Genomic DNA, 25,068 nt, shown 5'->3' on the forward strand with positions numbered 1-25,068 from the left:
TGACCGCCTCTTCCTTCCAGAATTCAAGGACTTTTCATGCAGATTGTTTCGTTTCGCCCCAACGGTTCGACAGAGCCGCTTCGTGCCGGCTTCAGCGACAATGGCTCCGTCATTGCCAGCTCCGACCTCGGCTACCCCGACACCGTGCGGGAACTGCTCACCCACCACTCACACGAGCTCACCACTGTGCTGGACAAAGCACGCGCAGCGCTGGCCACCGGAGAATCCGCCACTGACCTAGCCGCAGTACACCTGGGCCCGCCCGTGCCCGACCCGGACAAGATCCTTTGCATGGGCCTGAACTACCTCGAACACATCGAGGAAGCCTCGGCCGCCGTCACCGAATTCCCCCCAGTATTCGCGAAATTCCGCAACTCACTGATCGGCGCCGCCGACACCATCCTCATGCCCGGCATCAGCACCGACATCGACTACGAAGCAGAACTCGCCATCGTCATCGGCACCCGCTGCAAAAACGTCACCGTCGAAGACGCCCTGGACCACGTCGCAGGATACGCGGTCTTCAACGACGTCAGCGCCCGCGACATCCAGTTCCGCAGCCACCAATGGACCTCCGGGAAAATGCTCGACACCTTCGGACCCATGGGCCCCGGCATCACCCCCAAAGAAGAAATCAGCGACGTCCAGGCCCTCCGCATCCAGGCCAGAGTCAACGGCGTCACCGTCCAGGACAGCAACACCTCCAAAATGATCTGGCCCGTAGCCGAAACCATCTCCTACCTCAGCGCCATCATCACCCTCGAACCAGGCGACATCATCGCCACCGGCACACCAGCCGGCGTAGGCCTCGCCCAAGACCCACCCCTATGGCTCAAAGCCAACGACATCGTCGAAATCGAAATCGAAGGCCTCGGACTACTCCACAACAACGTCAAAGCACCCCAAATCTCAGGCGCGGCAACGTCGTGACGAGCACGTTAAAGGCGCGACTCACGGCTCGCGAGACGCTGGAGGTCCTTTTCAATCCCCGCTCGGTCGCCATTATCGGCGCGTCCACGAATCCGGCAAAGCTTAGCGGGCGGCCCCTCTCCAACCTGCAGCGGTCCCAGTACTCCGGCGAGGTCTTTGTGGTCAACCCACGGGTGGAGCACATCAACGGCGTGCGGTCCTATCCGGGAATCGACAAGATACCGTCCCCCGTGGACGTGGCGTTTATCGTGGTCCCCGCGGAACAAGCTGTCGACGCAGCCTTGGCCGCGGCCCACGCCGGCGCGAAGGCAGCGATCATTGGAGTCAGCGGATTTGCTGAGTCAGGTGACGACCGTGGTCGAGATCTCCAGTCCCGGCTCACCCGTATCGCAGCAGAAACCGGAATGCGCATCGTAGGGCCTAACACCAATGGCATTTACAACGCTGTCGCCGGTCTGTCCCTCGGCTACAACAGCGCCCATGGCGAAGACATCCCTGCTGGATCGATCAGTATCGTGTCCCACAGTGGCGCGATGCTGAGCGTCTTCGCAAACCGCCTTAAAGCCGCCGGTGTAGGCCTTTCAAAATTCGTCGCAGTCGGCAACGAGAGTGACCTGGACATGCTGGATTACTTCGACTACCTGGTCGACGACTCAGCAACCGAGACGATCGCGCTGCTCATGGAGTCCATCGCGGACGGGCGCCGCTTCAAGGAAATAGCTGCCCGTGCTTCGCTTAAGCACAAGCGCATTGCTGTACTCAAGCTGGGTCAGTCCGCCGAGGGCGCTCAGGCGACCGCCGCGCACTCAAGCCGACTCGCCGGCAGCGCACGTTCGTACGAGGCACTCTTCGCCCAGCTTGGCATCGCCTCCGTCACGACACCCGAAGCCTTGATCGCCTCAGCAGCCTTGGCCTCACAGACAAGTCCCCAACCCGGGTCCGGAACCGGACTTGGGATAATCACCTACTCCGGTGCCGCCAGCTCGATAGCAGCAGACTCTGCGTCCAATGCCGGACTTCCACTGGTCGCCTTCGGTGCGGAGACTATGTCTGTCCTCGATTCCGTCCCACGGTCAGCGCCAATCACAAATCCCCTAGACATTGGCGGCGTTGGGGGCGTCGAGCATTCCGAGCAGGTATTTTCCGCAATCAGTGGTGATCAGGACGTCCGCCTCGTTCTTGTCTACGCCCACGTCCTGCAGACGACCCAGCAGCGACGCGCAGTCTTTGAAGCCCTGGAGACATCCCGTTCCAACAGTGCTAAACCACACGTCGTCCTAGCCCCCGGTGGCCTCACCGATGACGAGATCCGTTGGCTCGCTGAGGCCGACGTCCCGTATTACACGGACACCGCAGTATGCTTCGCGGCCTTGGCGTCATATTGGCGCTGGGTGGACACCCGGGATCTCGGCAATGGCCAGTTCACGGCCCCAGCCGAAAATGCTGTCCTGACCAGCCTCCTCGAGGCGGTGAGCGGCGTGACGCTCAGCGAGCATGACAGCCTCAACGTGCTGGATGCCGCGTCGCTACCAACTGTGGAGCGTAGCTACTGTGCACGGCTTGAGGACGTCGGGTCCGCTGCGGAGGCGATGGGCTATCCCGTGGTACTCAAAGCCATCGTCGAAGGTATTGCGCATAAATCTGATCTGGGTTTGGTCGAGGTCGGAATCAATTCCGCTGAAGAGCTTGCCGCCGCTGCCGGACGGCTCAGAGAAAATCCTGCTGCATCCAGTGCTGTGGGCTACCTGGTCGAACGGATGATGGCTTCCGATCTGGAAGTCATCGCCGGTGTCACCAATGAGCCGGGGCTGGGTCAGTTCCTGGTCTTCGGTCTCGGCGGGATCCTGGCCGAGGCCATGGACTCCATCAGCCTTGTCCCCCTTCCCGCGTCACGCCAGCAGATCGGCGCCGTGCTCTCACAAAGTCGATTGGGCATCCTGCTCGCCAGCGAGCGGTGGCGCCATCGTGAGACAGCGGAGCAACTGCTCGATGCGCTGACGAACCTCGCCGACCTTGCGGAGGCTGCCGGAGACCGCATCGCGGCAATTGACGTCAACCCTCTGTCGATCTCATCCGCAGGCGTCACTGCCGTCGACGCACTCGTTATCCTCGCCGGTCAGCTCGACGCATCATGACCTCGACGCTCGCCTCAGGTCAGGGATCCTTCGATTTAGACGGCGCTATTGACCTGCACATCCACACCGCACCCTGCTTGTTCCCCAGGCTTGGCGACGACGTCGAGACGGTGCAGCGCTGCGCAGACGCGGGTTTGCGCGCCGTCGCAATCAAGAGTCATCACGAGAGCACCGTGTCACGGGCCCGGCTCGCGGGCAAAGCGGTTCCTGGCATCGACGTCATTGGCGGGATCACCCTCAACTGGACCGTGGGCGGCGTCAATCCCTACGCGGTCGAGGCTGCCTTGCTGACTGGAGGCCGGATCGTATGGGGGCCAAGCGGCCATGCGGCGTATCACGGGGAAATCATGGGCGGTTTGGGATCGTGGGGAATCCCGGGCATGAACATGCCTGGGAAGGTGAATCAAGGCGTGGAGGTGGTCGACGAGAACGGACGGCTGACCACTCAGTCACAGGCAGTGCTGGACCTGGTGGGTGAGCATGATGCTCTTTTCGCCACCTCACATATCAGCCCCGACGAGATCCTCGCTGTCCTTGACTACGCGAGGCCCCGCGGCATTCGGGTGCTTGTAAACCACGTCTTCTACCTGCCCCGGGTCGATGAGGAGTTCCTGGCCAAGGTTGTGACAGGAGGCGGGGCCATCGAGCTGATCAGTGCGTTGATGCTGGTGCCGTCCCTGCAGAGCGACCTGGACTATACGTACGCGCGGCTAGTGGCAACCATCAGGCGATTCGGCGCGGAAAACTTCGTTCTGGCCTCGGACGGCGGGGGCGTCTCCATGGCGCTGTGGCCGGATGAGCAACTGCGGATGTTCGCGCGCCTGCTCCTCAATGCCGGCCTCACCGAGGCCGAACTCGACCAGACGCTTCGCACCAATCCTGCCCGGCTCATCGGGCTGTCCACCTAACACCCCCACACGGAGGCATCATGAATACCATTGATCTGAATAACAAGGTCGCCATTGTCACTGGTGGCGCACAGGGCATCGGCCGGGCCATCGCTGAACGCCTGCTTCGATCCGGCGCGGAGGTCCACATTTGGGACGTCGACACCGCCGCTCTTTCCACGTCGGCCCAGGAACTGGGGTTGTTGGGCAAGGTGGTGGCGCATGAGGTCGACCAAACCGATTTCGCCGCCGTGGCAACAGCGGCCAAAGCGGTTGAGCAGTCTCACGGAAAAATTGACATCCTCGTTAACAACGCGGGCATCGCCGGGCCAGCCAAGCCTCTGCTTGAGTACAGCCCGCAGGAGTGGGGTGCGGTCATTGACGTCGATCTGAACGGAGCGTTCAACTGCTGCCATGCCGTCGTGCCGGTCATGGTGAAGAACAACTACGGGCGCGTGCTGAATGTTGCTTCCGTCGCGGGCAAGGAAGGCAATCCCAACGCCGCGGCCTATTCGGCCGCCAAGGCTGGAGTCATTGCCATGACGAAGTCGCTGGCCAAAGAACTGGCTCACCACGAAATTGCCGTCAACTGCATCACCCCTACTGCAGTTGCGACAAAGATCTTCGATCAAGTGACCGTGGAGCACATCGGGTACATTCTCGAACGCATACCCCGGGGCCGCTTTCTGAAGGCCGAGGAGCTTGCGGCCATGGTGGCCTGGCTGGTCAGTGCCGAGAACTCCTTCACGACGGGAGCAGCGTTTGACCTGTCCGGGGGGCGGGCCACTTACTGAGCCGCCAGTAGTTCGGCTAGCCCGGATCCCTAGGTCGTGAGGATCCTCTGACGGACTGAGTAATCCACAGACCAAGGACTTCAGGAAACCCACCTAAGAGGAGAAAACATGGGTACGAACCCAACGCTTTTGACACCAATGACGATTCGCGGGGTGACTCTGCGCAACCGCATCGTTCTCTCTCCGATGCTTACTTACGCGGCAGAGGCCGGCTACGTCAATGACTGGCACCTGGTGCATCTCGGCAAGTTTGCTCTCGGCGGGTGCGGTTTGGTGTTCATGGAATCTACCAAGGTCGATCCTGGTGGTCTCACGACGCCGAGGGACTGCGGCATATGGAAGGACGATTTCATTCCTGGGCTGCAGCGGATCACGCGGTTCCTGAAGCAGCACGGGGCCGTGGCAGGGATCCAGCTCGGGCACTCAGGCAGGAAGGCTCGGAACTCAGTGCCGTGGCAGGGGCGGTCACAACTGCCGAGTCCGTTTCCTGACGTGGAAGACGGAACCGACTGGGAGCTGGTCGCACCCAGCCCGTTGCCAGCCGGGCCTGGCCTGGAGGTTCCGCGCGAACTGACCATCGCGGAGATCCACGAGATGATCTCTGGTTGGGGGGCGGCCGCCCGGCGTGCCCATGAGGCCGGTTTCGATGTCCTGGAAGTCCACGGAGCCCACGGATATTTGATCCACCAATTCCTCTCCCCCACAGCCAACCAGCGCACAGACGCCTATGGCGGAAGCCTGGAGAACAGAATGCGGTTCGCCATTGAGGTAGTGACGGAGGTGCGCCGGCACTGGCCCGAGGATAAGCCCCTGTTCTTCCGTGTCTCCGCTGTCGATGAAGACGGCGGCACGCTGGAAGAGACAATTGCACTTTCCCGGGCATTGCGTGAGCTGGGAGTCGACGTAATCGACTGCAGCACCGGCGGCATGCCGAGGCGGGGCGAAAGGACTATGCCGACATCCGGCTATGGATACCAGGTCCCCTACGCAGAAGAAATACGCCATGCGGCGGACATAGCGACCATGGCTGTCGGCCTGATCATCCATGCAGACCAAGCCGAAGCCATCTTGAACGAAGGCCGTGCTGACCTCATCGCTATCGGCCGGGAATTGCTCCACAACCCCAACTGGACGTTCGATGCGGCCGACAAGCTCGGTGTAGAGCAGCCGTACAACAGCGCACCGGAGGCGTACGGATATTGGATGGAAAAGCGGCGTGGTGGCGATGTCGACTTCTTGGCCGGGTTAAGCACCCGGCCTTCCACCTGGCAGGCAGGAATCGATGCCGGCGGCGGGGTGTGAGGTGACTTCCGTCCGACACCCACATCTATCCGAAAGCGAGTGAGTGCCAAATGACCATCCGAATCTGGCACCAAAGTTATACAGACCTGACGGCATTGCCCGGTTATGCGCAGATGCTTGCCGAGCATGCGGCACGGATCTGCGGTCCCGACGTTGATGTCGTACTCCACGGGGTTGATCCAGGCACATATCCAAAGGGGTTTATGGCTGTGGACGTCGGAGGCTTCGAGATGGTGAGGACGCTGATCGATCAGCAGATCGTCAGGAACTGCATGCGCGCCGAGGAACAAGGGTTCGATGCCGTGGCCATCAGTTGCTTCGTAGATCCTGGCCTGGACCTTGCCCGCAGCCTGGTCGACATACCCGTTGTCAGCTCCTGCCAGACATCACTCCTCGTGTCCGCCACGATGGGGACCCGGTTCGGCATGATCGGACTCGACCGGAACATGGCAGACATCCTCACCGGGCTGGTCGATCGATACGGTTTTCGCGACAAAGTCGTTCGCATTGCGTCTCCCGAGCCTCCGCTCCGTGAGAACGAGCTGGACGCTGCCTTCGCCGACCCTGCTCATATTCTGGACCGACTGACGCAGGAGATTGCCAAGCTCATAGCGGAAGGCGCAGACGTCATCATCCCGGCTGAGGGCGTGCTGAATACTCTCCTCGTGCATGGCGGAGTGCAAAGAGTGCAGGACGTACCAGTGCTGGATTCCTATGGGGCGCTACTCAGTTACGCTCTGATGCTCGTCCAGCTCCAGGAGACGTCCGGGCTGAGAGCCGGCCGAACGGGCCATTATGCACGCCCGCCGGCGGGCCTGGTACGCCATGTCCAGCGTGTATCAGCCCAAGGCTGGGACACATAGCCAAAGCCCCGCCCACTGAGTGGCAGACGCCCCATAACCCTAATCGGCGACCGGATCTGCCGGCAGCATTGCCCCAAAAGCGAACCAACCTAGTGACCAGAACTGAAGGAGAAGCTGTTGAAGCGAGTATATTTTCTGGGGGCCGGCGGCAATGAAGTCCTGGATCTCGAGACGCTCCCGGACCCTCACCCGGGGGACGAGCAAGTGCTGCTCCAGGTCAGGTACGCCGGCCTCAACCCTCTCGACGTGATCCAACGGAACGGGAAGTACCCAATCCCCGAGGGCGCCTCTCCCTATCACCCCGGCGTTGAAGTCGCAGGGACAGTTATAGCGGTCGGCGCGAAGGTTCGCCGTTGGATCGAGGGCGATCGCGTGATGGGGCTCGTTTCAGAGGCCGCCCTCGCGGACCGGGTCCTCGCGCAGCAGGACCATTTACTGGCAGTGCCGGAATCAATTTCTGATCTCGCCGCTGCTACCTTGCCCGAAGCAATCATCACAGGCTTCGACGCGCTGCAGAGGGCACGCACACAACTTGGGGACCGGGTGGTCATTCGTGGAGTGAATGGCGGGGTAGGGCTTGCGGCCTATCAGATTGCAAAGGCCATGGGAGCGGTGCCGCTGGGTATCGTCCGCTCCGCTCAAACGGCCAACAACCTGGACCGTCTGGGAGTGACGACCGTCCTGGAAGATGACTTCGTCGCAGAAATACGGGAACGGAACGGAGCTGACGTCATTATTGAACTCGTCGGTGGGGCATACATCGCGCAGGACCTGCGCGTCGTCGCCTCAGGCGGCCGGATCGTTGTGGTCAGTGTCGCGGGAGGCAACGAAGCAACCATCCCCACGAATCATCTCTTGGGTAAGCGCGTGGACCTGATGGGAACCGTGCTCCGGCCCAGGACCAACGGCGAGAAGGCACTACTGATTTCCGAGGTTCGGAAGCACGTGCTCCCGCTGATAGCCGACGGACAACTGACGATTCCTGTCGAGGGGGTCTTCCCAGCCAAAAGCGTTGCCGACGCATTCGATCACCTCGAAAAGCCAGGGAAGATCGGCAAGGTACTGCTCGACTTTGAGAACGCCATCTCATGACGACCGGACGTACAACGGCGGATTTCCGTCGAGCTTGTCCTAACAGCACGCCGGCCTTCCGCACAGCGAATAGATAGCTCGCGCCTAGCGTACGAAGCGCCCCGGGACGGGGCCAAACAGGGCGCATCATCGGTGGAGCCGATATGGCAGTAATCCCCGCCCGGGGTTCCACGGCAAGACAATATTTTTCTCCAGGATTGGACAAGGACAGATGGCTACATTGAGCAGCGTCACTGATGCGGCGCAAACAAACATGAGCCCGAACGCCACGAATCAGGCGTTGCTGGCTGAGGATTTGAAGCGCCGTCTCGCGAAAGCGGCCTTGGGAGGGTCGGAAAAGTCCCGACAGCGGCACATTGACCGCGGCAAGTTGTTGCCACGCGAACGCATTGACCGGCTGCTGGATGAGGGCAGTCCGTTTTTGGAGATCGCTCCGCTGGCTGCGAACGGGATGTACCACAACGAGGCCCCGGGGGCCGGGGTCATCGCCGGGATCGGACTGGTGCATGGCCGCCAAGTGCTGGTCATATCCAACGACGCTACGGTCAAGGGCGGCACCTACTACCCGATGACAGTGAAGAAGCATCTCCGGGCCCAGGAAATCGCGCTCGAAAACCGGCTGCCCTGCATCTACCTGGTGGATTCCGGTGGAGCGTTCCTGCCCAAGCAGGACGAGGTGTTCCCGGACAAGGAGCATTTCGGCCGGATCTTCTTCAACCAGGCGAAGATGTCCGCGGCGGGTATCCCCCAGATCGCGTCCGTGATGGGCTCATGTACCGCTGGCGGCGCGTACGTCCCGGCGATGAGCGACGAGACCGTGATCGTCCGCAACCAGGGGACGATCTTCCTGGGTGGCCCGCCGCTCGTGAAGGCGGCCATCGGTGAGATCGTCACGGCCGAGGAACTGGGCGGCGGCGAGGTCCACTCGAAGATCTCCGGTGTCACCGACCATCTGGCCGAAAACGACGAGCATGCCCTGCAGATCGTCCGCGACATCGTCGCCACGCTCCCCCGGCCGGCGGCCCCCGCGTGGGACGTAGCCGGCGTCGTGCTCCCGCCGCTGGCGGACCCGGAAGAACTCTATGACGTGGTTCCCGTTGACGTGAACGCGCAATATGACGTGCGTGAGGTCATCGCCCGGCTGGTGGACGGCAGCGAGTTCCATGAGTTCAAGGCCAACTACGGCGCCACCCTTGTCACCGGTTTCGCCAGGCTCCACGGCCACCCGGTGGGAATCGTGGCCAACAACGGCGTGCTCTTCAGCGAATCCGCGCTCAAGGGCGCACACTTCATCGAGCTGTGCGACCAGCGCGGCATCCCGCTGATCTTCCTGCAGAACCTCTCCGGCTTCATGGTCGGTAAAGACTACGAGCACGGCGGCATCGCCAAGAACGGCGCCAAAATGGTCACCGCCGTCGCCACCGCGCGCGTACCCAAGCTGACCGTCGTCATCGGCGGGTCCTTCGGCGCGGGCAACTACTCGATGTGCGGCCGCGCCTACTCACCCAGGTTTCTTTGGATGTGGCCGGCGTCCCGTATCTCCGTGATGGGCGGAAACCAGGCCTCCAGTGTCCTGGCGACCGTTAAACGCGACCAGTACGAGGCCCGCGGCGAGGAATGGTCCGCTGCCGACGAAGAGGCTTTCAAGGCACCCATCAAGCAGCAGTTCGAGGACCAGGGCAGCCCGTACTACTCCACCGCACGCCTCTGGGACGACGGAATCATCGACCCCGTCGACACGCGCCGTGTCCTCGGCATGGCCCTCGACGTCGTCTCCCGCACCCCACTGCCGGAGACCTCCTTCGGTCTGTTCCGGATGTAACCGCCATGACCACACCAGCTCAAGGAAGCACTTCCATGACCACCAGAACCTTCGACACCGTGTTGGTCGCCAACCGCGGTGAAATCGCCTGCCGCGTCATCCGGACCCTGCGCCGCCTCGGAATCACGTCCGTCGCTGTGTACTCGGACGCCGACGCCGACGCCCGCCACGTACAGGAGGCGGACGTTGCCGTCCGGATCGGCCCCGCCCAGGCGGCAGAAAGCTACCTGAAGATCGAGGCCATCATCCAGGCCTGCAACGACACCGGCGCCCAGGCCGTGCACCCCGGCTACGGCTTCCTCAGCGAGAACGTCGACTTTGCCCGCGCCCTGGAGGCAGCAGGCATCACCTTCATCGGCCCGGACGTGCAGTCCATCAACATGATGGGAGACAAGATCCGGTCCAAGAACCACGTAATCGCGCACGGCGTTCCCGTGGTCCCGGGAATCGCCGAACCAGGACTGAGCAATGAGCAACTGGTCGACGCCGCGGACGGCGTCGGCTTCCCGCTGCTCATCAAACCCTCCGCAGGCGGCGGCGGCAAGGGCATGCACGTAGTGGAACGGGCCGAGGACCTGCCAGCCACCCTGGAAACAGCCCGGCGCGTGGCCAAGAGCTCCTTCGGAGACGACACACTCTTCCTGGAACGCCTGGTCCGCTCCCCCCGGCACATCGAGGTCCAGGTCCTCGCCGACCGCCACGGCAACACCATCCACCTGGGCGAACGTGAATGTTCCCTGCAACGCCGGCACCAGAAGGTCATCGAAGAGGCCCCCGCACCGCTGCTGCAGAGCCTGCCGAACGGCGCCGAGATCCGGGCACGGATCGGTGCGGCGGCCGTTGACGCGGCCCGTTCCGTGAACTACGTGGGCGCCGGCACCGTGGAGTTCCTGGTCTCCGACGAGGCCCCCGACGAGTTCTTCTTCATGGAAATGAACACCCGTCTCCAGGTGGAGCATCCCGTCACCGAAGAGGTCGTCCGCGTCAACGGCGAACGGCTGGACCTGGTCGAATGGCAGGTCCGCGTCGCAGCCGGTGAGGTCCTCACCGTCGCGCAGTCCGACGTCGTACTCGAAGGACACGCGATCGAAGCGCGCGTCTACGCCGAAGACCCTTCCCACGGTTTCATGCCGTCGATCGGCCGGCTGCTCGAGATCCGTGAACCCTCCGGTCCCGGCGTCAGAGTGGACAGCTCCCTGGTTGAGGGTCTGGAGGTCTCGCCGCACTATGACCCTATGATCGCCAAGGTCATCGTCTGGAACGCAGACCGCGGACAGGCCCTGGGCACCCTGGACCGGGCCCTTGCCGATACAGTCCTGCTGGGTGTGAAAACCAACGTCGAGTACCTGCGGCTGCTCATCGCCGACGAGGACGTCGCCGCGGGGCGGCTCGATACGACCCTGATCGACCGCAAAATCGCCGGCATGCCGTTCCGGACTTTCAGCAGCGAAGACCTTGCCCTCGCCGCCCACGCATTGACCGGCAGCCAGCCGGATGCTCCCGGACCCTGGGGCGCCGGGGACGGCTGGCGGGTGGGCCGTCATGCGACGTCGTCGATCCAGCTGGAAGTCGACGGCCAGACACACACCGTCACCGCCAGCCGCGACACGGAGGGGCAGACATTCGGCATCGACGGGGAATTGTTCCGCGTCAAGTCCCTGGCCGACGGTTCAGCCTCCGTGAACGGCGCCCGAAGGCGGGTCGCTACCGCCACCTCCGCCGACGGCACCGCGTGGCTGGGCATCGATGGCTGGGGCGGGTCCGCACGGCAGCTCAGCCGCCAGGAACAGCTCCAGCGCGGGCTCGCCTCCCTGAAACGCGACGCCGGCACAGCCTCCCCCGAAGTCCGTTCACCCATGCCGGGCACCGTCATCGCGGTGGAAGTCGCCGATCTCGACCTCGTGGAGGAAGGGCAACCGCTGCTCTCCATCGAGGCGATGAAGATGGAGCACCAACTCAACGCACCCATCTCCGGAATCGTACGGCTAAGCCTGAAAGTGGGAGACCTGGTCAAAGCCGCGCAGATCGTGGCAACCGTGGAACCGCTCTCCCTGGACACCACGGACGCAAACCCTCACGACACCGTCGAAGCAGCCGCACAAGAACTCGAAGAAGCGAAGGGATAATCCAATGGACACCACTGAGATCAAACGCATTCAACAGCGCGGACTCTACCTTGATGAGCTGGAGGAGGGCGCGGTCTACGCCCACCGGCCAGGGCGCACCCTCACGGAAACGGACAACGTCCTCTTCACCTCGCTGACCATGAACAACCAAGGCCTGCACCTCGATGCCGCATGGAGCGCCACCCAGCCCTTCGGCCAGAGACTCATGAACTCCCTCTTCACCCTGGGCACCATGATCGGCCAGTCCGTTCCCCAGATGACCGAGGGCACCATCATCGGCCAGCTCGGCCTGACGGACGTCCGCTTCCCACACCCAATGTTCCACGGCGACACCCTCTACACCGAAACAGAGGTGACCGAGGTCCGGCTGTCAGCATCCCGCCCGGGACAAGGAGTAGTGGGCATGAAGCACACCGGACGGAACCAGGATGGCGTCGTCGTAGCCGAAGCAACGCGCTCGTGCCTGATGTGGACCCGCGATGCCCACGAGGCCCTCATGCCCGCGGAAAAGGAGTAGCCGTGACAGATTTCGAAATGGGCCCGGCGCTCCTCTTCTGCCCTGCAAGTCGTCCAGACCGCTACGGCAAGGCGATGGACCGGGCCGACGCCGTCATCCTGGACCTCGAAGACGCCGTGGCCCCACAGGACCGAGAAGAGGCGCGGCAGTCCCTCATAGCGAACCCTATGGATCCGGACCGGACCGTCGTCAGGATCAACCCTGCGGGTAGCGACGACTTCGCGCAGGACCTACGAGCCTTGCAGCAGACCCGGTACAAGCACGTCATGCTCGCCAAGACCGAAGAACCGGAGTCACTGGCCCAACTGGCGGACTACTCCATAGTGGCCCTGTGCGAAACGGCCAAAGGCATCATCAACGCGCCGGCCATCGCGGCCGCCCCCAACGTGGTGGCCCTCATGTGGGGCGCTGAAGACATGATCGCCTCACTCGGAGGCACATCCAGCCGCAGGCCCGACGGACAGTACCGTGACGTCGCCCTGCACGCCCGTTCACACGTGCTGCTCGCCGCAGGAGCGGCCGGAAAGGCCGCCCTGGACTCCGTCTACGTGGACATCGCTGACCTCGCCGGCCTCAAGGAGGAATGCGACGACGCCATCGCTTCCGGCTTCACCGCGAAAGCATCCATCCACCCCAGCCAGATGCCCGTCATCCGGGCAGCATACACACCCACCCAGACGGAGGTGGAGCAAGCCCAGCGCATGCTCGCCGCAGCGGAGCAAACCGGCGGGGTCTTCACCTTCGAAGGACGCATGGTCGACGAGCCAGTTCTTCGGCACGCCCGCAAAACGCTCTCACGAGCCGGGCTTGCGGATGGCCAAGACCAGATGACGGTTCCAGCAACCGGGTCGGTGTCCGACTCGCGAGCCGTCAGGTAAGGGGAGTTCGTGAAAGAGAACTTATTACCAATTTGCTTCATGGAGGACCATCCCCCATCCAACCTGCCCGATTCCGGCGAAGTCGAGGGCTACGGCCTGCCGGTCCGGCAGTGGCGGCCCGCCGCTATTAAGGAGTGGAAATCACTCGGGCGTGGGGAATCAGTCGAGCTTCGCGAGGGCCACAACGTGACTTGTGAGGGATGGGTGGACGATCTAACCGAGGACGGAACCATAATCTGGATTCATTTAAGCAACGGTATGGGTCGGAAGATGATCCACCTGGATGATGACGTCGAGATTTGGAGCATGGATGCTCAAATGTGCCAAAAGCAGGCACAGTTGGCCCAGTAGGCATGGCGCACCATCCGCCTGAGGATATGGTGTCCAGAGCTTTCGGGCAGGATGCCCCGATCGCGCATCGAAGCCAACTGATCGATAAAAGTGCCGGATGGAAGGCCCAGCCAGTCCAGTCTCCACACTGCCAGGGCGTCGCCAGGTCCCAAAATCGAGCCAATTTGACCTTCACACTAGTGTCAACCATGCATGATGAGGTTATGACGTGGCCACAGTTAGCCCGGAGGAAGCAGCAGTGCTAGAACTGCTTGCCGGTTCCTCGGGCAAATGCCACGGCCAGGTCGACCATATTCCCGTAGTTCTGATGCGCCCGTAACGGGTTGCTAGAAATGGAGCACACCTCATGACCACCAGCAACCGTCTAACTGTCATCCACGAGTCGCCCGCCTATTGGCGCGTACTCATCGACAATCCCCCGATCAATCTTTGGGACCCGACGATGTTCGCGGAAATGAACGTCCTCATGGACGACATCGAGAATGATGCCGATCTCAAGATCATTGTTTTCGAGAGCACAAATGAGGACTTCTTCGTAAACCACCACGATCTAGCGAACCGAGAGGTCCCGGATCATCCGGGCGCGAAGCCCTTCTCCTATTGGCCGACCTTCGTGACTCGGCTTGCCCAGTCATCCGTACTTAGCGTCGCAAAGGTGCGGGGTCGCGCCCGGGCGCAAGGATTTGAGTTCGCCCTGGCCTGTGACATTCGCTTCGCATCGCGGGAACGGGCGGCCTTCGCACTGGTGGAAGTCGCGGGCGCTTCGGTACCGGGCGGCGGCGGCGTCGAATGGGTCTCCGCACTAGCGGGACGTTCGCGGGCACTTGAGGTCGTCCTCGGCGCGGACGACTTCGACGCCGACACCGCCGAGCGTTACGGCTTCATCAACCGATCCATCCCCGACAGCGAACTCGACGCGTTCGTCGACGCCTTCGCCCAGCGCATTGCGCGTTTCGAGAAGCGAGCCCTGGAGCTCGGCAAGAAGATGGTCAACGCGCGCGCCGGCGTTCCGTCCGAAGCCGACCTATGGACTTCGAACCATGTACTCGCCGCGGTCAACGAATGGCCCGAAGGAGCGGCGGCGCTCACCAAGCTCAATGCTGCCGGTTTTGGACAGGTCGGCGAGTTTGAGCTGAACCTCGGTCAGCGAATGGGTAATCTTCCCTCCGCCTAGCCTGGGCTTGGCCCCCTACTCCGCCGCTGCGAGCCGTGGGCAATTGACGCGTGCCACGGGTGGCCAAGGTTCGGGGACGGCGCGGTATTGTCAATGAGCTGGCCCAGTTTTCAACTACTGCAACTGATATTTACCCCGGTTAAGAACCGAGGAGGCAGCTAGCTCTGAGGCAGCTCCATTCCCGACAAGGGCATCTCGAGACTCAGAGCATCACCCAAATCGGTTTTAACAGGAATGGAATAATCATTATGACAAAAACCACTATTGGAAAAATTGGAAGGCAATCCGCGGTACGCCGCTGGAGCATGGATGAGTTCACTTTCACCTACATTGTCGACGGCCCCATGTCATTAAGCCCCACGCGCTTCCTGAGTTCATTTCCTGACGAGTACTGGCGGGATCATCCCGAAGCTCTGGACGAAGCCGGCGGTGTGCCCATGACGGCTGGTGGCCTGCTGGTAGAACGGGACGACCTTCGCCTGCTGATTGATGCCGGACTTGGCGACATCAAGTTTGACTCGCATTACGGGCCCATCCAGGGTGGCGCACTGTTGGAAACCCTCAAATCAGTGGGTCTGGAGCCCGGCGACATTGAGGTATTTGCACTTACGCACATCCACATTGACCACACCGGCTGGGCCTTTGTCGACGATGGCCGGGGAACACGCACCGCTACCTTTCCCAATGCGTGCTACGTTCTGGCGCGGCAGGAATGGGAGCCGCTTTCCCAGGGAATTCCCCCTGCCGGCATGCCCGACCCGACGACGGTAGTCCAACCCTTGCTGAGCCATCCAAACCTTAAGCTTGTCGAGGACGGCGGAGAAGTTGTGCCCGGCGTCAGTGCACTAGTCACCCCTGGGCATACTCCAGGTCACGCCTCCTACATCATGAGGTCATCGTTCGGGAAGCGACTGGTCGTCTTCGGCGACGTCTTCCATTCACCGGCGCAACTGGAGCATCCGGATTGGGGCTCAGCACCGGACAGCCAAACAGAATCCGTTCAGGGAGCCCGTGCCCGTGTTCTGTCCGAGCTCCTCAAGGACGAGACGTATGCCTTTTCATATCACTTCGGCGATCAGCCATTCGGCAGCGTCGTTCACGACGAAAACGGACGCGTTGTCTGGGAGCCGGTCCCGACTCAAGTTCTTTTCTGACCGCTGGCGAGGTTCTCATCAGCCCGGCTGAGAAAGTGTGGGCGTAAAAATCTACAACCCAGTGCAGCGGCAGCGGCCTGAGCTTCGGCTCCCGAGGACCCTCTGTCGGACCGGATGTGGTCGCGTCGTAGAACTGGATTGAGCGAGGAACATGTTCATCGTCGTTTCGACCTTCTTGCCGAGGAGTGCCACCCTCGTCCCGTAGACGGGTCCACACCGTGCGGTCCGGTCGTCAAGCTGATGCTTCCTTTTCCCGCCAGTCGCGGACGCTGGGCGGTTGGCGGCCCACACTTCTCTTCGGAGTCTCCAGCGTCTCTTCGCCGAGCACCATTCGAAGCACCGTGCGTGTGAGAACCGGGTCGTAGGTCGGGTCGAGTTGTGCCGCGACATAGAACGCGGATCGAGCGATGTGACTCGCCAGCAGGCGTGACGCCGTAACGCCGTCGCGCGCGCGGCAGGCCTCCAGAATTTCGCGATGTTCGTAGTCGGCCCTATCGAGCGCATGTTGGCCACCGTGCATCACGCGTCGGACGCGCTCGGCGCGGTCGATGTCGATCGCCATTCGCGCTCTAACGCCCTCCTGAACATGTGCCGTCAAAAGGTCGTGGAACCGGCGGTGCGGTGGTTCAAACGCGTCATGGTCACCCCGCTCAATGGCCGCACCCATCAGCGTCATGGTTCGGTCGAGCTCATGGAGGTCGAGGTCGGTCAGCAGGGGCCCAGTAACCCGAAGGGCCGCTGCCTCCATCGAAACCCTGTAGGCGTAGATGCTGTCCACGTCGTCAAGGTCAAACGCCGCGATGGTTACGCGCCTGTTAAGCTCGGCCGTAACGAGGCCCTCCTGCTGCAGCATCCGCAGCGCTTCGCGCAGCGGTGTGCGACCGGCGCCCGTCAGCCTGGACAATTCCGTTTTGGATACACGCCGCCCCGGCTCGAGCGTGCAGTCGAGAATCATAGTTCGCAGGTCAGCGTGAACCCGGACGACATCCGTGCCCGGGCGCTGCAGGGCGTCGTCACCTCGAAGACTGGGGTTCATCCTAACTAACTCCTCAAACCCGCTAGATGGATCATAGTAGCGGCTAATGGATCCTGTATTTCAGATGGCGCAAAGTGATCAGGGATTTGTCGATTTTGTCCCTTGGGGATTGGATATAGTTTGACAAAAGCAAGCTGATGAAAACTACTTTACCGGCATCCTGCGCTGCCTCTGTTGCCTGGCCTCGCGCGCTATCGGGCAAGCACCCTTGTCTGTTCCAATGACGTGCATCCGTCGGCGTGCTGCCGTCACCGGGATGCAGCCGGGCGTGTTTCCGTGACGGGCACATTGATGTCGTGTCCCTGGGAGCGCAGGTACACGACGTGGCTGGCTGTTTCGGAGACGGCCAGGCGCAGCGAGAAGGCCTGCAGGGATTCCCAGCCGCGGGACCAGGTCAGGTGGCGGGCGATGTCCCAGACGCTTTGTGGCCGGTGCGTCTCCATCACCCGGAGAACCTCGGCGGAGCGTTCGCGGTTGTGGTCGACCAGCTGTGCGACTCGGCGCTGCATGCCGCGGAACCGGTACTCGTGGGCCGGGCAGACCTCCATCTGGTCCTCGAACGCGATCAGATCCAGGGATTTGTAGTAGTCCGCCAGCGGGTTTGCCGGCCCGGGCAGTTCCAGGGCTATGTGCGGGGAGATGCGCGGCAGGACGTGGTCCCCGCTGAAGATCAGGCCGTGGGGCTCATCGACCAGGCAGATATGGCCGGGTGAGTGCCCGGGGGTGGTGACCACCTGCAGGTTGAGCCCTTGGGCGGGCACGAGGCTGCCGTCGGTGAGCCGAAGGTCCGGATCGGCGAGGTTCTGCAGATGGGTGAGGTGGGGGCGGTCCAGGGCCGCTTCGGCCAGCCGGTCCGCCGGCACGCCCCAGAGCGTCAGCTCCTCGCGGTCGTTGTTCAGAACAACGTCATGGTCCTCACCGGCGGTAAGCCGGCGCACTTCCCGGTCACCCAGGGCAACCCACGCCCCTGTGGCCGTCCGCAGGCGGGCGGCCATCCCCAGATGGTCCGAGTGGAAATGAGTAGCCACAATACCCGTCAGGTCAGTCAGGCCAAGGCCGGCCTGCCGCAGACCGGCGGCCAGATGCTCCAGGCCGGCGTCGCTGTCCCAGCCCGGATCGATCAGTACCGCGTCACTGTCGCCCAGGAGCAGGTAGCTGAGGGTATAGCGCATGGGATTGTCCGGGAACGGGACGGGGATGGACCACACCTCCGTGCCGAGCTGCTCCACGGGCGGCAGCACCTTGTTCCGCCACGCTTCCTTCTGGGCGTGGCCGGTGAGGGTAATCGGCGGCAGGCTCATCAGTTCCTTCTTTCAAGGCCAAACATGGGTGCGGACGTTACTTGCTGACTTTTCCGGTGAGGGAGGCGAGGGGCCGCAAGAAAAGGGGCCTTGCCAGGAACCAGGCGGCGACCATGACGGCAAGGGAGGCGGCGAAGATCCAGAACCCGGTCCACCCGGCGCCGTCGGTGGAGGCGTACATGTGGTTCAGGTTGTGGAGCGCGCCGGTGGTGAACACGAGGGCCACGTGCACGATGACGAAGCAGATGAAGTAGAGCATGACCGGGAAGTGGATGGCCCGGGCCGCCTCGACCGGGTAGATCCGGTTCAGTGTCGTGGCGTTCTTCGGCCATGCCCCACTCATGCGAAGGCCGGTGGCCAGGGCCAGCGGCGCGGCAAGGAAGACGATGGAGAAGTAGGCCAGCACCTGCAGCGAGTTGTAGTTCACCCACCCGTTTTCGGTGGGCCAGTTCAACGAGGCGTACTGGAGGGCCGCGGACAGGGCGTTGGGTACGACGTCCCAGCTGGTCGGGACGATCCGCATCCACTGGCCCGTGATAAAGAGCAACACGACGAAGATGATGCCGTTGAGCACCCACAGCGCGTCCAGGCTCAGGTGGAACCAGAGGTTCAGGCTGATCTTCGTCGGCTTCCCCTTGGTTCGGATCGGCCCGGTGTTGTTCCGGGTCCAGTGTTCCTTGGGCCTGGCTGTGGTGCGCACTAACCAGCCGGAACGGATGATCAGCACGATGAAGAACGCGTTGAGGAAGTGCTGCCAGCCCAGCCAGGCCGGCAGGCCCACCGGGGCCGTCCCGGGCAGTTCGACCTGTCCCGGGTAGGTGGTCAGGAAGTCCTGGACGGCAGGGAGTGTCCGCATCCACTGGGCGAAGAGCACGACAGCCGCCAGAGCTACCACGGCTATGGTGATCGCCACGGCCAGTCTGGCCCGTTTGTTCCCGGGCTTCGTTGGCGTTTTGCTGGTTGTCGTAGAGATGACGGGTTGTCCTTTCCTTAGGGCGGGGGCCCGGCTGCTGTCCCGGCCGGTGGCAGGGCCGGCCGGGAGCGGCTAGTTGGAGCGGGCCTGGATGGCTTCGATCAGTTGTGGAACTACGGTGAACACGTCACCGACGATGCCGAAGTCGGCGACGTCGAAGATGGGGGCGTCTTCGTCCTTGTTGATGGCCACGATGGTCTTTGCGGTCTGCATGCCGGCCCGGTGCTGGATGGCGCCGGAGATCCCCAGCGCCACGTACAGCTGGGGGGACACGGTGATGCCGGTCTGCCCGACCTGGGAGCTTTGTTCGATGTAGCCGGCGTCAACGGCGGCCCGGGAGGCGCCGACGGCGGCGCCGAGCGCGTCGGCGAGCTGTTCGACGAGCAAGAAGTTCTCCTTCGAGCCCAGGCCGCGCCCACCGGAGACCACACTGGTCGCCCCGCGCAGCGCCGGCCGTCCCGAGCCCGGACCTGTGGCGTGCACCGTATCGATCCTTGCGGAGTTCCCGGCCTCGATATCCAGTGCGACGGTCGTAACCGAAGGGGTTGCCGCGGCGGCGCGCTCATCCAGGGCACCCTGGCGCAAGGTGATGACCGCCGGGCCCGACTGCACCGTTGCTTCAACGGTGTAGGCGCCGCCGAAGACCGAGTGGACGCCGACGGCGGTCCCGTCCTCGGCGACCCTGACGTCCACGACGTCGGCCAGCAGCCCGCCCCCGGCGCGGACCGCGAACCGCGCCGCGGCCTCACGGCTTTCAACCGAGTTCGCCACAATCACGGCTGACGGTCCCAGCGCCCGGGCAGCGGAAGTGAGTGCTTCTACCTGGGCTGTCGCCAGCAGCCGGCCCACCTGCGCGCTCTCCGCGATGTATACCTGCTGCGCGCCGAGAACCCCGAGCTGCGCCACCAGGGCGGCGCCCTCTCCGGGCTGCGTGGCCACGACGGCCACGGGCGTGCCGAGCTTGGCGGCCGCGGCAATCACCGCCGGTGCGCTGGTGGCGAGGGCCCCCGCGGATGTAATTTCAATCAGTGCCAGTACGTTGGTCATGTCAGTATCCTCGGGTCAGATCAGGCGGCCGGCGACCAGGAACTCGGCGAGCTCCCGGGCCGCGGTTCCGTCGTCGACGATTTTCTTGCCGGCAGTGCGTGCCGGTCGCTCGGAAATGGTGAGCACGGTTGAAGTGCCGCCGGTCACACCGGCGTCCAGGCCCAGGTCTGTCAGGGACAGGGTGGCCAGGGGCTTGCGCTTGGCGGTCATGATGCCCTTGAAGTTCGGGAAGCGGGCCTCGGCGGACCGCTCGGTCACCGACACAATGGCCGGCAGTGCCGCGCTCACCGCCAGGCTCCCGGACTCCACGGTGACCTCTCCGGCAACCGTGCCCCCGGTGAGCTCCAGGGTGTTCAAGGAGGAAAGCAGCGGCAGCCCGAGGTGCTCGGCCATCATGGCCGGTACTACACCGCCGCGGCCGTCGGTCGACTCGTTTCCGGCGACGACCAGGTCGAAGCCGGTCCGCTGCACGGCCGCGGCCAGTACGGCCGCCGTCGTAGCGATGTCGGCGCCTTCCAGGCGGTCATCCTCCACGTGCACCGCGGAATCCGCCCCCATGGACAACGCCTTGCGCAGGGCCTGAGTGGCGGAGGCCGGACCCATGGTCAGCACCACGACCTCGCTCCCCTTGTTCGCATCCTTATGGCGCAGCGCCACCTCGAGGGCACGCTCGTTGATTTCGTCCGCGACGCTCTCACTCGCGTCGCGGTCCAGCACACCCGTCACGGAGTCGAGCCTGCGCTCTTCCTCCGTGTCGGGCACCTGCTTCACCAAAACAATGATTTTCACGGGACTTTCCTTCTGCTGCAGCTAGATCAAATGGTCGTTGTGGTCGTACTGGTCTCCGAAGCGGCGAGGCGGTTCATGTTCGTATCCGGTTCATGGGGTGTCGTCGGCTAGTTTTCTTCTTCGGTGACGCTTGTTCCATGTTTTAGGACGACGTAGGCGCAGGCGAGCTCCCCGCGGACTTCATCGGGCAAAGGGCCTACTGCGACGAGTGCTACGGCGGGGTGTCCGGCTACGACCCGTTCAATCTCGGCCGGGTAGACGTTATAGCCCGCGGTGATGATCATGTCCTTGCGCCGGTCGACGATGAAGACGTGGCCGGTGTCGTCCATCCTGGCGATGTCCCCGGTATGCAGCCAGCCGTCACTTTCGATGTTCTTCTTGGTTTCTACCGGGTTTCGGTAGTAGCCGTTCATGACAATCGGGCCGCGCACCATCAATCAACGTTGCTCATTGGTGCTCTGCTTTCGAATCGGTGTCGACGACGCCCTCAGCAACGAGTTCATCGATGGCTTTTTGGTCGTACCCTAGGTCGGACAGCACCTCGATGGTGTGCTCCCCTAACAGGGGAGGGACATGATGGACAGGGGTGAAGGAGCCATCGAACTCCATGGGAGACGCGACCGTCTGATAGTCGGAGATCCGCGGATGAGGATGCTCGTGGATAAGACCGAGGGCCTGGACCTGCTCGTGGGCGAGCACCTGGTCGAGAGTCTGGATGGCCGCTACCGGCACATTCACCGCTGTCAGTGCGGCAGCCAGCTCTTCGGTCGCAAATGACTTGGTGGACTTCTCGATCTCGAAAGCCAGCTCGACTCTGTTGCGGACGCGTCCGGGATTGTCGACGAACCGTTCGTCGCTGAGGAGGTCCGGCCGTTCGAGCATGCCGCACAGCCGGCTGTACAGCCTGTCGTTGCCGGCGGCGATGACAAGGTATCCGTCTGCTGTCGCGAACGCCTGGTACGGAGAGATCCCCACCGTCCCCGATCCGAGCCGCTCCGGCACCGTTCCGTCGGCGAGGTAACCGGTGATCTGCCCAGGCAGCCATTGCAGCGCTGAGCCGAGCAGCGACGTCTGGACCAGGGATCCCACGCCGGTGCGATCGCGTGTCCGGAGCGCGTTCAGGATGCCGATAACGCTCCACATCGCTGTGCCCTGATCGAGGATGGAAGCCGGGATGCGCACCGGCGGCCCGCCCTGCTCACCAGTCAGACTCATCAGACCGCCGAAGCCTTGCAGCAGCGGGTCATAGGCGGGGTCATCCTTCATCGCACCGCGTGGACCGAATCCGCTGATGTCGCACACGATGATTCCGGGGTTGGTCTTAGCGAGCTCTTCCCGGGAGAAGCCCAGTTTTGCTGCTGCGCCCGGCCTGAGGTTCTGGATGAACACGTCGGCGGTGTCCAGGAGTTCGCGAACTATTTTGCGGCCCTCCGGAGTCTTGACGTCGACGCTGAGGCTTCTCTTATTGCGGTTCAAAGCCAGGAAAGATGCGCTCTCACCTTGCCAGAACGGCGGGCCCCACGCCCGGGTGTCATCCCCCGTTCCGACGCGCTCGATTTTGATGACGTCGGCCCCGAGGTCGCCCAGTATTTGCGTGGCGAAGGGACCCGCAACGCTTGCAGTCAGGTCGACAACGCGAATTCCGGTGAGCGAATTCATGACGCACCTGCCTTATCTTGTTCGAGTCCCAGCCCGTCACGGGAGGGGGACGTGATGACGGACTTCCATGGTGATGGAGCTCCCGCATAGGCGCTCGGCCCAACGCGGAAGTGTTGCGCCTGCTCGAAAGTTTCAACAAAAGGCATGTCCATGGCGTAGAGGCGCTCTCCCCGGGGACGGGGACCTGTTCGTGCCACGTGAGTGTCTGTGGGGTGCCCGATGATTTCCTCGGTGAGGATGGCCACCTCGATCAGTGCGTCGAGGTCAACACCGGTCTCGATGCCAAGTTCGTGCAGCAGGTCCACCAGGTCTTCCGTGGGCATCATCCCGGTGGCACGTCCGTTTCCGCAGTATGGGCATCCGCCAATTCCGCCGACGGTTGTGTCGAGGATGAGTTCGCATTCCTCCGTGAGTGTCCGCAGAGCCGTGTAAATCGAGATAGGTGCGGTGCCCCGCTGATTGTGCAGATGGAGATGGAAACGCGTGATCTCAGGCCAAGTGGAACGAATGGCCAAGAGTTGCTCCTCGACGGCGTCGGGCATGTTCCAACCCATCGGGTCACCGATCACCACTTCTGCTACGCGGATGCCGGCAGCGGTCCAAAGCCGGTGTTGCTTTTCGAGGAGATCCATTCGCTCAGACAGGCTGAACTCGCCCAACCAGTTTGACCCCCAGGCGGCGTTGATTCCGATGCCGGCCTCGGTCTTTCCCTCGGCGACAGCTCGCTGCACCGTGTCCGGCCAGGAACTAATCTCATCGGCCTGAGAGCGGTTTGCGTTGCGGCGGACGAAGACGTCACACACATGCACGAAGGTGCGGGGCAGCCCATCACCAGGCGATAGCGGCGGCGTATGCACTTGTGCCCTTTCGACACCGCGGCTGTTCAGAGCCAATGCCGAGTAATTCACGCCGGGTACAGGAGTGAACTTGTCCAGCAGCGCGTCGACCTCGGCCATCTGGGGCGTCCACCGCGGACTTACGAAAGAGCCAGCGACGATGTACTTAAGGCCGGTGCTGGAGAGAGCTTCCAACAACCTCACCTTGTCCTCAAGACCAATCTCTGCACTCTCGATCTGCATGCCCTCGCGCATGAGCTCCTCATTGATCCGCACCGTGGGATAGCTTCTATGTTTATTGGCTGTAGCCGGGGCCTTCATACAAACTCCTGTGTCAGTGCCATATTGCGGACTTCATCCGCGGGTGTCGTGGTAAACAAGCGAGCGTCGTCGACGGGCGAGGTGCGAGATGCGTCCACACCCTGGCCCGCGCCGAGCGGTCGGTCAGTCATGCAATTGTTCCCATTCCCGCCGGTCGGGCGTTGGCCGGTTGGCGGCCCAGGCTTCTCTTCGGAGTCTTCAGCTTCTCTTCGCCGAGCACCATTCGAAGCACCGTGCGTGTGAGAACCGGGTCGTAGGTCGGGTCCAGTTGTGCTGCGACATACAACGCGGATCGGGCGAGCTGACTCGCCAGCAGGCGTGACGCCGTAACGCCATCGCGCGCGGCAGGCCTCCAGAATTTCGCGATGTTCTAAGTCGGCCTTGTCAAGCGAGTGCTGGTCGCCCTGCATCAACAGGCGCCGGACACGCTCGGCGCGGTCGGCGTCGATCGCCATCCGCGCCCTCGCTCCGGCCTGCATGTGCGAGACCAGAAGCAGGTGGAACCGGCGGTGTGGTGGTTCGAACTCGTCACGGTCATCTCGTTCGATCGCCGCACCCATCTGCATCATCTTCCCGTCGAGTTCACGTAATTCGAGGTCGGTCAACAGTGGCACCGTGACCCGGATGGCGGCAGCTCCTATCGAAATCCTGTAGGCATAGATGCAGTCCAGATCGTCGAGCTCCAACGCCGCGATGGTTGCGCCCTTGTTGAGCTCAGCCCTAACGAGGCCCTCCTGCTGCAGCATCCGCAGCGCTTCGCGCAGCGGAGTGCGACCGGCGCCGGTCAGCTTGGACAATTCGGTCTGGGAGACACGCCGGCCAGGCTCGAGGGTGCAGTCGAGGATCATGCTCCGTAGATCCGCGTGTAACCGGACGACATCGTTGCCCGCGCGACTCTTCACATCCTCAGCTCCGAGGGTGCTGGTCACATCCACTCCTAAAAATTGTGCTTCATGCTTTTCACTGACCAAACCAATTTGGATCCACTTTGACGAAGACTAGTGTCTGTCATCACATTTGTCCAACGGCAAATCCCCTTATTATTGTCGAATCGACGCCCCTGCAGCGGAAACTCTTCGCA

23 protein-coding genes are annotated in these 25,068 nt (G+C 62.8%); 14 read left to right on the forward strand and 9 right to left on the reverse strand.

The annotated features are described in order from the left end of the window. Positions 1 to 36: 36 nt before the first annotated feature. The 14 genes from AU252_RS01335 (at position 37) to AU252_RS01405 (ending at position 16,025) form a co-directional block, all read left to right on the forward strand. Entirely contained in the window at positions 37 to 930 is an 894-nt protein-coding gene (locus AU252_RS01335; RefSeq protein ID WP_058929190.1) for a fumarylacetoacetate hydrolase family protein, read from the forward strand. Further along, positions 927 to 3,065, forward strand: coding sequence for an acetate--CoA ligase family protein (locus AU252_RS01340; protein WP_058929191.1), 2,139 nt, complete (start codon positions 927 to 929; stop codon positions 3,063 to 3,065). Before AU252_RS01335 ends, AU252_RS01340 begins: the two co-directional genes overlap by 4 nt. Continuing rightward, positions 3,062 to 3,973, forward strand: coding sequence for a DUF6282 family protein (locus AU252_RS01345; RefSeq protein ID WP_058929192.1), 912 nt, complete (start codon positions 3,062 to 3,064; stop codon positions 3,971 to 3,973). The genes AU252_RS01340 and AU252_RS01345 overlap by 4 nt, the downstream gene beginning before the upstream one ends. 20 nt (positions 3,974 to 3,993) lie before the next feature. Then, the gene (locus AU252_RS01350) at positions 3,994 to 4,746 is read left to right on the forward strand and encodes an SDR family NAD(P)-dependent oxidoreductase (protein WP_058929193.1); all 753 of its coding nucleotides are present in this window, start codon (positions 3,994 to 3,996) and stop codon (positions 4,744 to 4,746) included. 138 nt (positions 4,747 to 4,884) lie between these two features. Then, a complete protein-coding gene (locus tag AU252_RS01355) occupies positions 4,885 to 6,048 on the forward strand; it encodes an NADH:flavin oxidoreductase/NADH oxidase (RefSeq protein ID WP_276203752.1) in 1,164 nt (387 codons plus the stop codon). 50 nt (positions 6,049 to 6,098) lie between these two features. Further along, positions 6,099 to 6,911: an aspartate/glutamate racemase family protein gene (locus tag AU252_RS01360; protein WP_058929194.1), complete on the forward strand. Its 813-nt coding sequence runs from the start codon at positions 6,099 to 6,101 to the stop codon at positions 6,909 to 6,911. Positions 6,912 to 7,028: 117 nt separating this feature from the next. Next, positions 7,029 to 8,003, forward strand: coding sequence for a zinc-binding dehydrogenase (locus tag AU252_RS01370; RefSeq protein WP_083510206.1), 975 nt, complete (start codon positions 7,029 to 7,031; stop codon positions 8,001 to 8,003). A 211-nt stretch (positions 8,004 to 8,214) separates the two neighbouring features. Next, the gene (locus AU252_RS01375) at positions 8,215 to 9,825 is read left to right on the forward strand and encodes a carboxyl transferase domain-containing protein (protein ID WP_058929197.1); all 1,611 of its coding nucleotides are present in this window, start codon (positions 8,215 to 8,217) and stop codon (positions 9,823 to 9,825) included. 35 nt (positions 9,826 to 9,860) lie between these two features. Then, entirely contained in the window at positions 9,861 to 11,951 is a 2,091-nt protein-coding gene (locus tag AU252_RS01380) for an acetyl/propionyl/methylcrotonyl-CoA carboxylase subunit alpha (protein ID WP_099093360.1), read from the forward strand. A gap of 4 nt (positions 11,952 to 11,955) precedes the next feature. After that, positions 11,956 to 12,468, forward strand: a complete 513-nt coding sequence (locus tag AU252_RS01385; protein WP_058929080.1) for a MaoC family dehydratase — start codon at positions 11,956 to 11,958, stop codon at positions 12,466 to 12,468. A gap of 17 nt (positions 12,469 to 12,485) precedes the next feature. Then, positions 12,486 to 13,346, forward strand: a complete 861-nt coding sequence (locus AU252_RS01390) for an HpcH/HpaI aldolase/citrate lyase family protein (protein ID WP_083510538.1) — start codon at positions 12,486 to 12,488, stop codon at positions 13,344 to 13,346. A 9-nt stretch (positions 13,347 to 13,355) separates the two neighbouring features. Next, positions 13,356 to 13,697 carry a hypothetical protein gene (locus AU252_RS01395; protein WP_157768912.1) on the forward strand — a complete coding sequence of 114 codons (342 nt, stop codon included), beginning with the start codon at positions 13,356 to 13,358 and terminating at the stop codon, positions 13,695 to 13,697. A gap of 346 nt (positions 13,698 to 14,043) precedes the next feature. Continuing rightward, complete coding sequence (locus AU252_RS01400) at positions 14,044 to 14,871, forward strand: enoyl-CoA hydratase/isomerase family protein (protein WP_058929200.1); 828 nt, start codon at positions 14,044 to 14,046, stop codon at positions 14,869 to 14,871. A 248-nt stretch (positions 14,872 to 15,119) separates the two neighbouring features. After that, a complete protein-coding gene (locus AU252_RS01405; protein WP_083510207.1) occupies positions 15,120 to 16,025 on the forward strand; it encodes an MBL fold metallo-hydrolase in 906 nt (301 codons plus the stop codon). A 232-nt stretch (positions 16,026 to 16,257) separates the two neighbouring features. On the opposite strand, the gene AU252_RS01410 is transcribed toward AU252_RS01405, so the two are convergent. The 9 genes from AU252_RS01410 to AU252_RS01450 form a co-directional block, all read right to left on the reverse strand. Then, positions 16,258 to 17,061, reverse strand: a complete 804-nt coding sequence (locus AU252_RS01410; protein ID WP_058929202.1) for a GntR family transcriptional regulator — start codon at positions 17,059 to 17,061, stop codon at positions 16,258 to 16,260. Between the two features lie 248 nt (positions 17,062 to 17,309). Beyond that, positions 17,310 to 18,362, reverse strand: coding sequence for an MBL fold metallo-hydrolase (locus AU252_RS01415; RefSeq protein WP_240484294.1), 1,053 nt, complete (start codon positions 18,360 to 18,362; stop codon positions 17,310 to 17,312). Positions 18,363 to 18,399: 37 nt separating this feature from the next. Next, positions 18,400 to 19,218, reverse strand: a complete 819-nt coding sequence (locus AU252_RS01420; protein ID WP_083510536.1) for a cytochrome b/b6 domain-containing protein — start codon at positions 19,216 to 19,218, stop codon at positions 18,400 to 18,402. 189 nt (positions 19,219 to 19,407) lie between these two features. Then, positions 19,408 to 20,382 (reverse strand): electron transfer flavoprotein subunit alpha/FixB family protein, encoded by a 975-nt coding sequence (locus AU252_RS01425; RefSeq protein WP_058929090.1) that lies wholly within the window; start codon positions 20,380 to 20,382, stop codon positions 19,408 to 19,410. Between the two features lie 15 nt (positions 20,383 to 20,397). Beyond that, a complete protein-coding gene (locus tag AU252_RS01430; protein ID WP_058929091.1) occupies positions 20,398 to 21,171 on the reverse strand; it encodes an electron transfer flavoprotein subunit beta/FixA family protein in 774 nt (257 codons plus the stop codon). Positions 21,172 to 21,278: 107 nt separating this feature from the next. Beyond that, the gene (locus tag AU252_RS01435; protein ID WP_058929203.1) at positions 21,279 to 21,605 is read right to left on the reverse strand and encodes an AMP-binding enzyme; all 327 of its coding nucleotides are present in this window, start codon (positions 21,603 to 21,605) and stop codon (positions 21,279 to 21,281) included. Positions 21,606 to 21,618: 13 nt separating this feature from the next. Then, positions 21,619 to 22,830 (reverse strand): CaiB/BaiF CoA transferase family protein, encoded by a 1,212-nt coding sequence (locus AU252_RS01440; RefSeq protein ID WP_058929204.1) that lies wholly within the window; start codon positions 22,828 to 22,830, stop codon positions 21,619 to 21,621. Next, positions 22,827 to 23,987: a hypothetical protein gene (locus AU252_RS01445; protein ID WP_058929205.1), complete on the reverse strand. Its 1,161-nt coding sequence runs from the start codon at positions 23,985 to 23,987 to the stop codon at positions 22,827 to 22,829. Before AU252_RS01445 ends, AU252_RS01440 begins: the two co-directional genes overlap by 4 nt. Further along, positions 23,984 to 24,916: a GntR family transcriptional regulator gene (locus AU252_RS01450; protein WP_058929206.1), complete on the reverse strand. Its 933-nt coding sequence runs from the start codon at positions 24,914 to 24,916 to the stop codon at positions 23,984 to 23,986. Before AU252_RS01450 ends, AU252_RS01445 begins: the two co-directional genes overlap by 4 nt. Positions 24,917 to 25,068: the final 152 nt, after the last annotated feature.

The sequence above is a fragment of the Pseudarthrobacter sulfonivorans genome (assembly GCF_001484605.1).
GTDB classification, from domain to species: domain Bacteria; phylum Actinomycetota; class Actinomycetes; order Actinomycetales; family Micrococcaceae; genus Arthrobacter; species Arthrobacter sulfonivorans_A.

Coding starts and splice junctions, on each gene's coding strand:
- AU252_RS01335 (WP_058929190.1), top strand. CDS start 37: ATGCAGATTGTTTCGTTTCGCCCCAACGGTTCGACAGAGCCGCTTCGT.
- AU252_RS01350 (WP_058929193.1), top strand. CDS start 3,994: ATGAATACCATTGATCTGAATAACAAGGTCGCCATTGTCACTGGTGGC.
- AU252_RS01445 (WP_058929205.1), bottom strand. CDS start 23,987: ATGAAGGCCCCGGCTACAGCCAATAAACATAGAAGCTATCCCACGGTG.
- AU252_RS01420 (WP_083510536.1), bottom strand. CDS start 19,218: ATGCGGACACTCCCTGCCGTCCAGGACTTCCTGACCACCTACCCGGGA.
- AU252_RS01415 (WP_240484294.1), bottom strand. CDS start 18,362: ATGAGCCTGCCGCCGATTACCCTCACCGGCCACGCCCAGAAGGAAGCG.
- AU252_RS01385 (WP_058929080.1), top strand. CDS start 11,956: ATGGACACCACTGAGATCAAACGCATTCAACAGCGCGGACTCTACCTT.
- AU252_RS01400 (WP_058929200.1), top strand. CDS start 14,044: ATGACCACCAGCAACCGTCTAACTGTCATCCACGAGTCGCCCGCCTAT.
- AU252_RS01380 (WP_099093360.1), top strand. CDS start 9,861: ATGACCACCAGAACCTTCGACACCGTGTTGGTCGCCAACCGCGGTGAA.
- AU252_RS01440 (WP_058929204.1), bottom strand. CDS start 22,830: ATGAATTCGCTCACCGGAATTCGCGTTGTCGACCTGACTGCAAGCGTT.
- AU252_RS01375 (WP_058929197.1), top strand. CDS start 8,215: ATGGCTACATTGAGCAGCGTCACTGATGCGGCGCAAACAAACATGAGC.
- AU252_RS01410 (WP_058929202.1), bottom strand. CDS start 17,061: ATGAACCCCAGTCTTCGAGGTGACGACGCCCTGCAGCGCCCGGGCACG.
- AU252_RS01390 (WP_083510538.1), top strand. CDS start 12,486: ATGGGCCCGGCGCTCCTCTTCTGCCCTGCAAGTCGTCCAGACCGCTAC.
- AU252_RS01345 (WP_058929192.1), top strand. CDS start 3,062: ATGACCTCGACGCTCGCCTCAGGTCAGGGATCCTTCGATTTAGACGGC.
- AU252_RS01425 (WP_058929090.1), bottom strand. CDS start 20,382: ATGACCAACGTACTGGCACTGATTGAAATTACATCCGCGGGGGCCCTC.
- AU252_RS01360 (WP_058929194.1), top strand. CDS start 6,099: ATGACCATCCGAATCTGGCACCAAAGTTATACAGACCTGACGGCATTG.
- AU252_RS01435 (WP_058929203.1), bottom strand. CDS start 21,605: ATGGTGCGCGGCCCGATTGTCATGAACGGCTACTACCGAAACCCGGTA.
- AU252_RS01355 (WP_276203752.1), top strand. CDS start 4,885: ATGACGATTCGCGGGGTGACTCTGCGCAACCGCATCGTTCTCTCTCCG.
- AU252_RS01405 (WP_083510207.1), top strand. CDS start 15,120: ATGACAAAAACCACTATTGGAAAAATTGGAAGGCAATCCGCGGTACGC.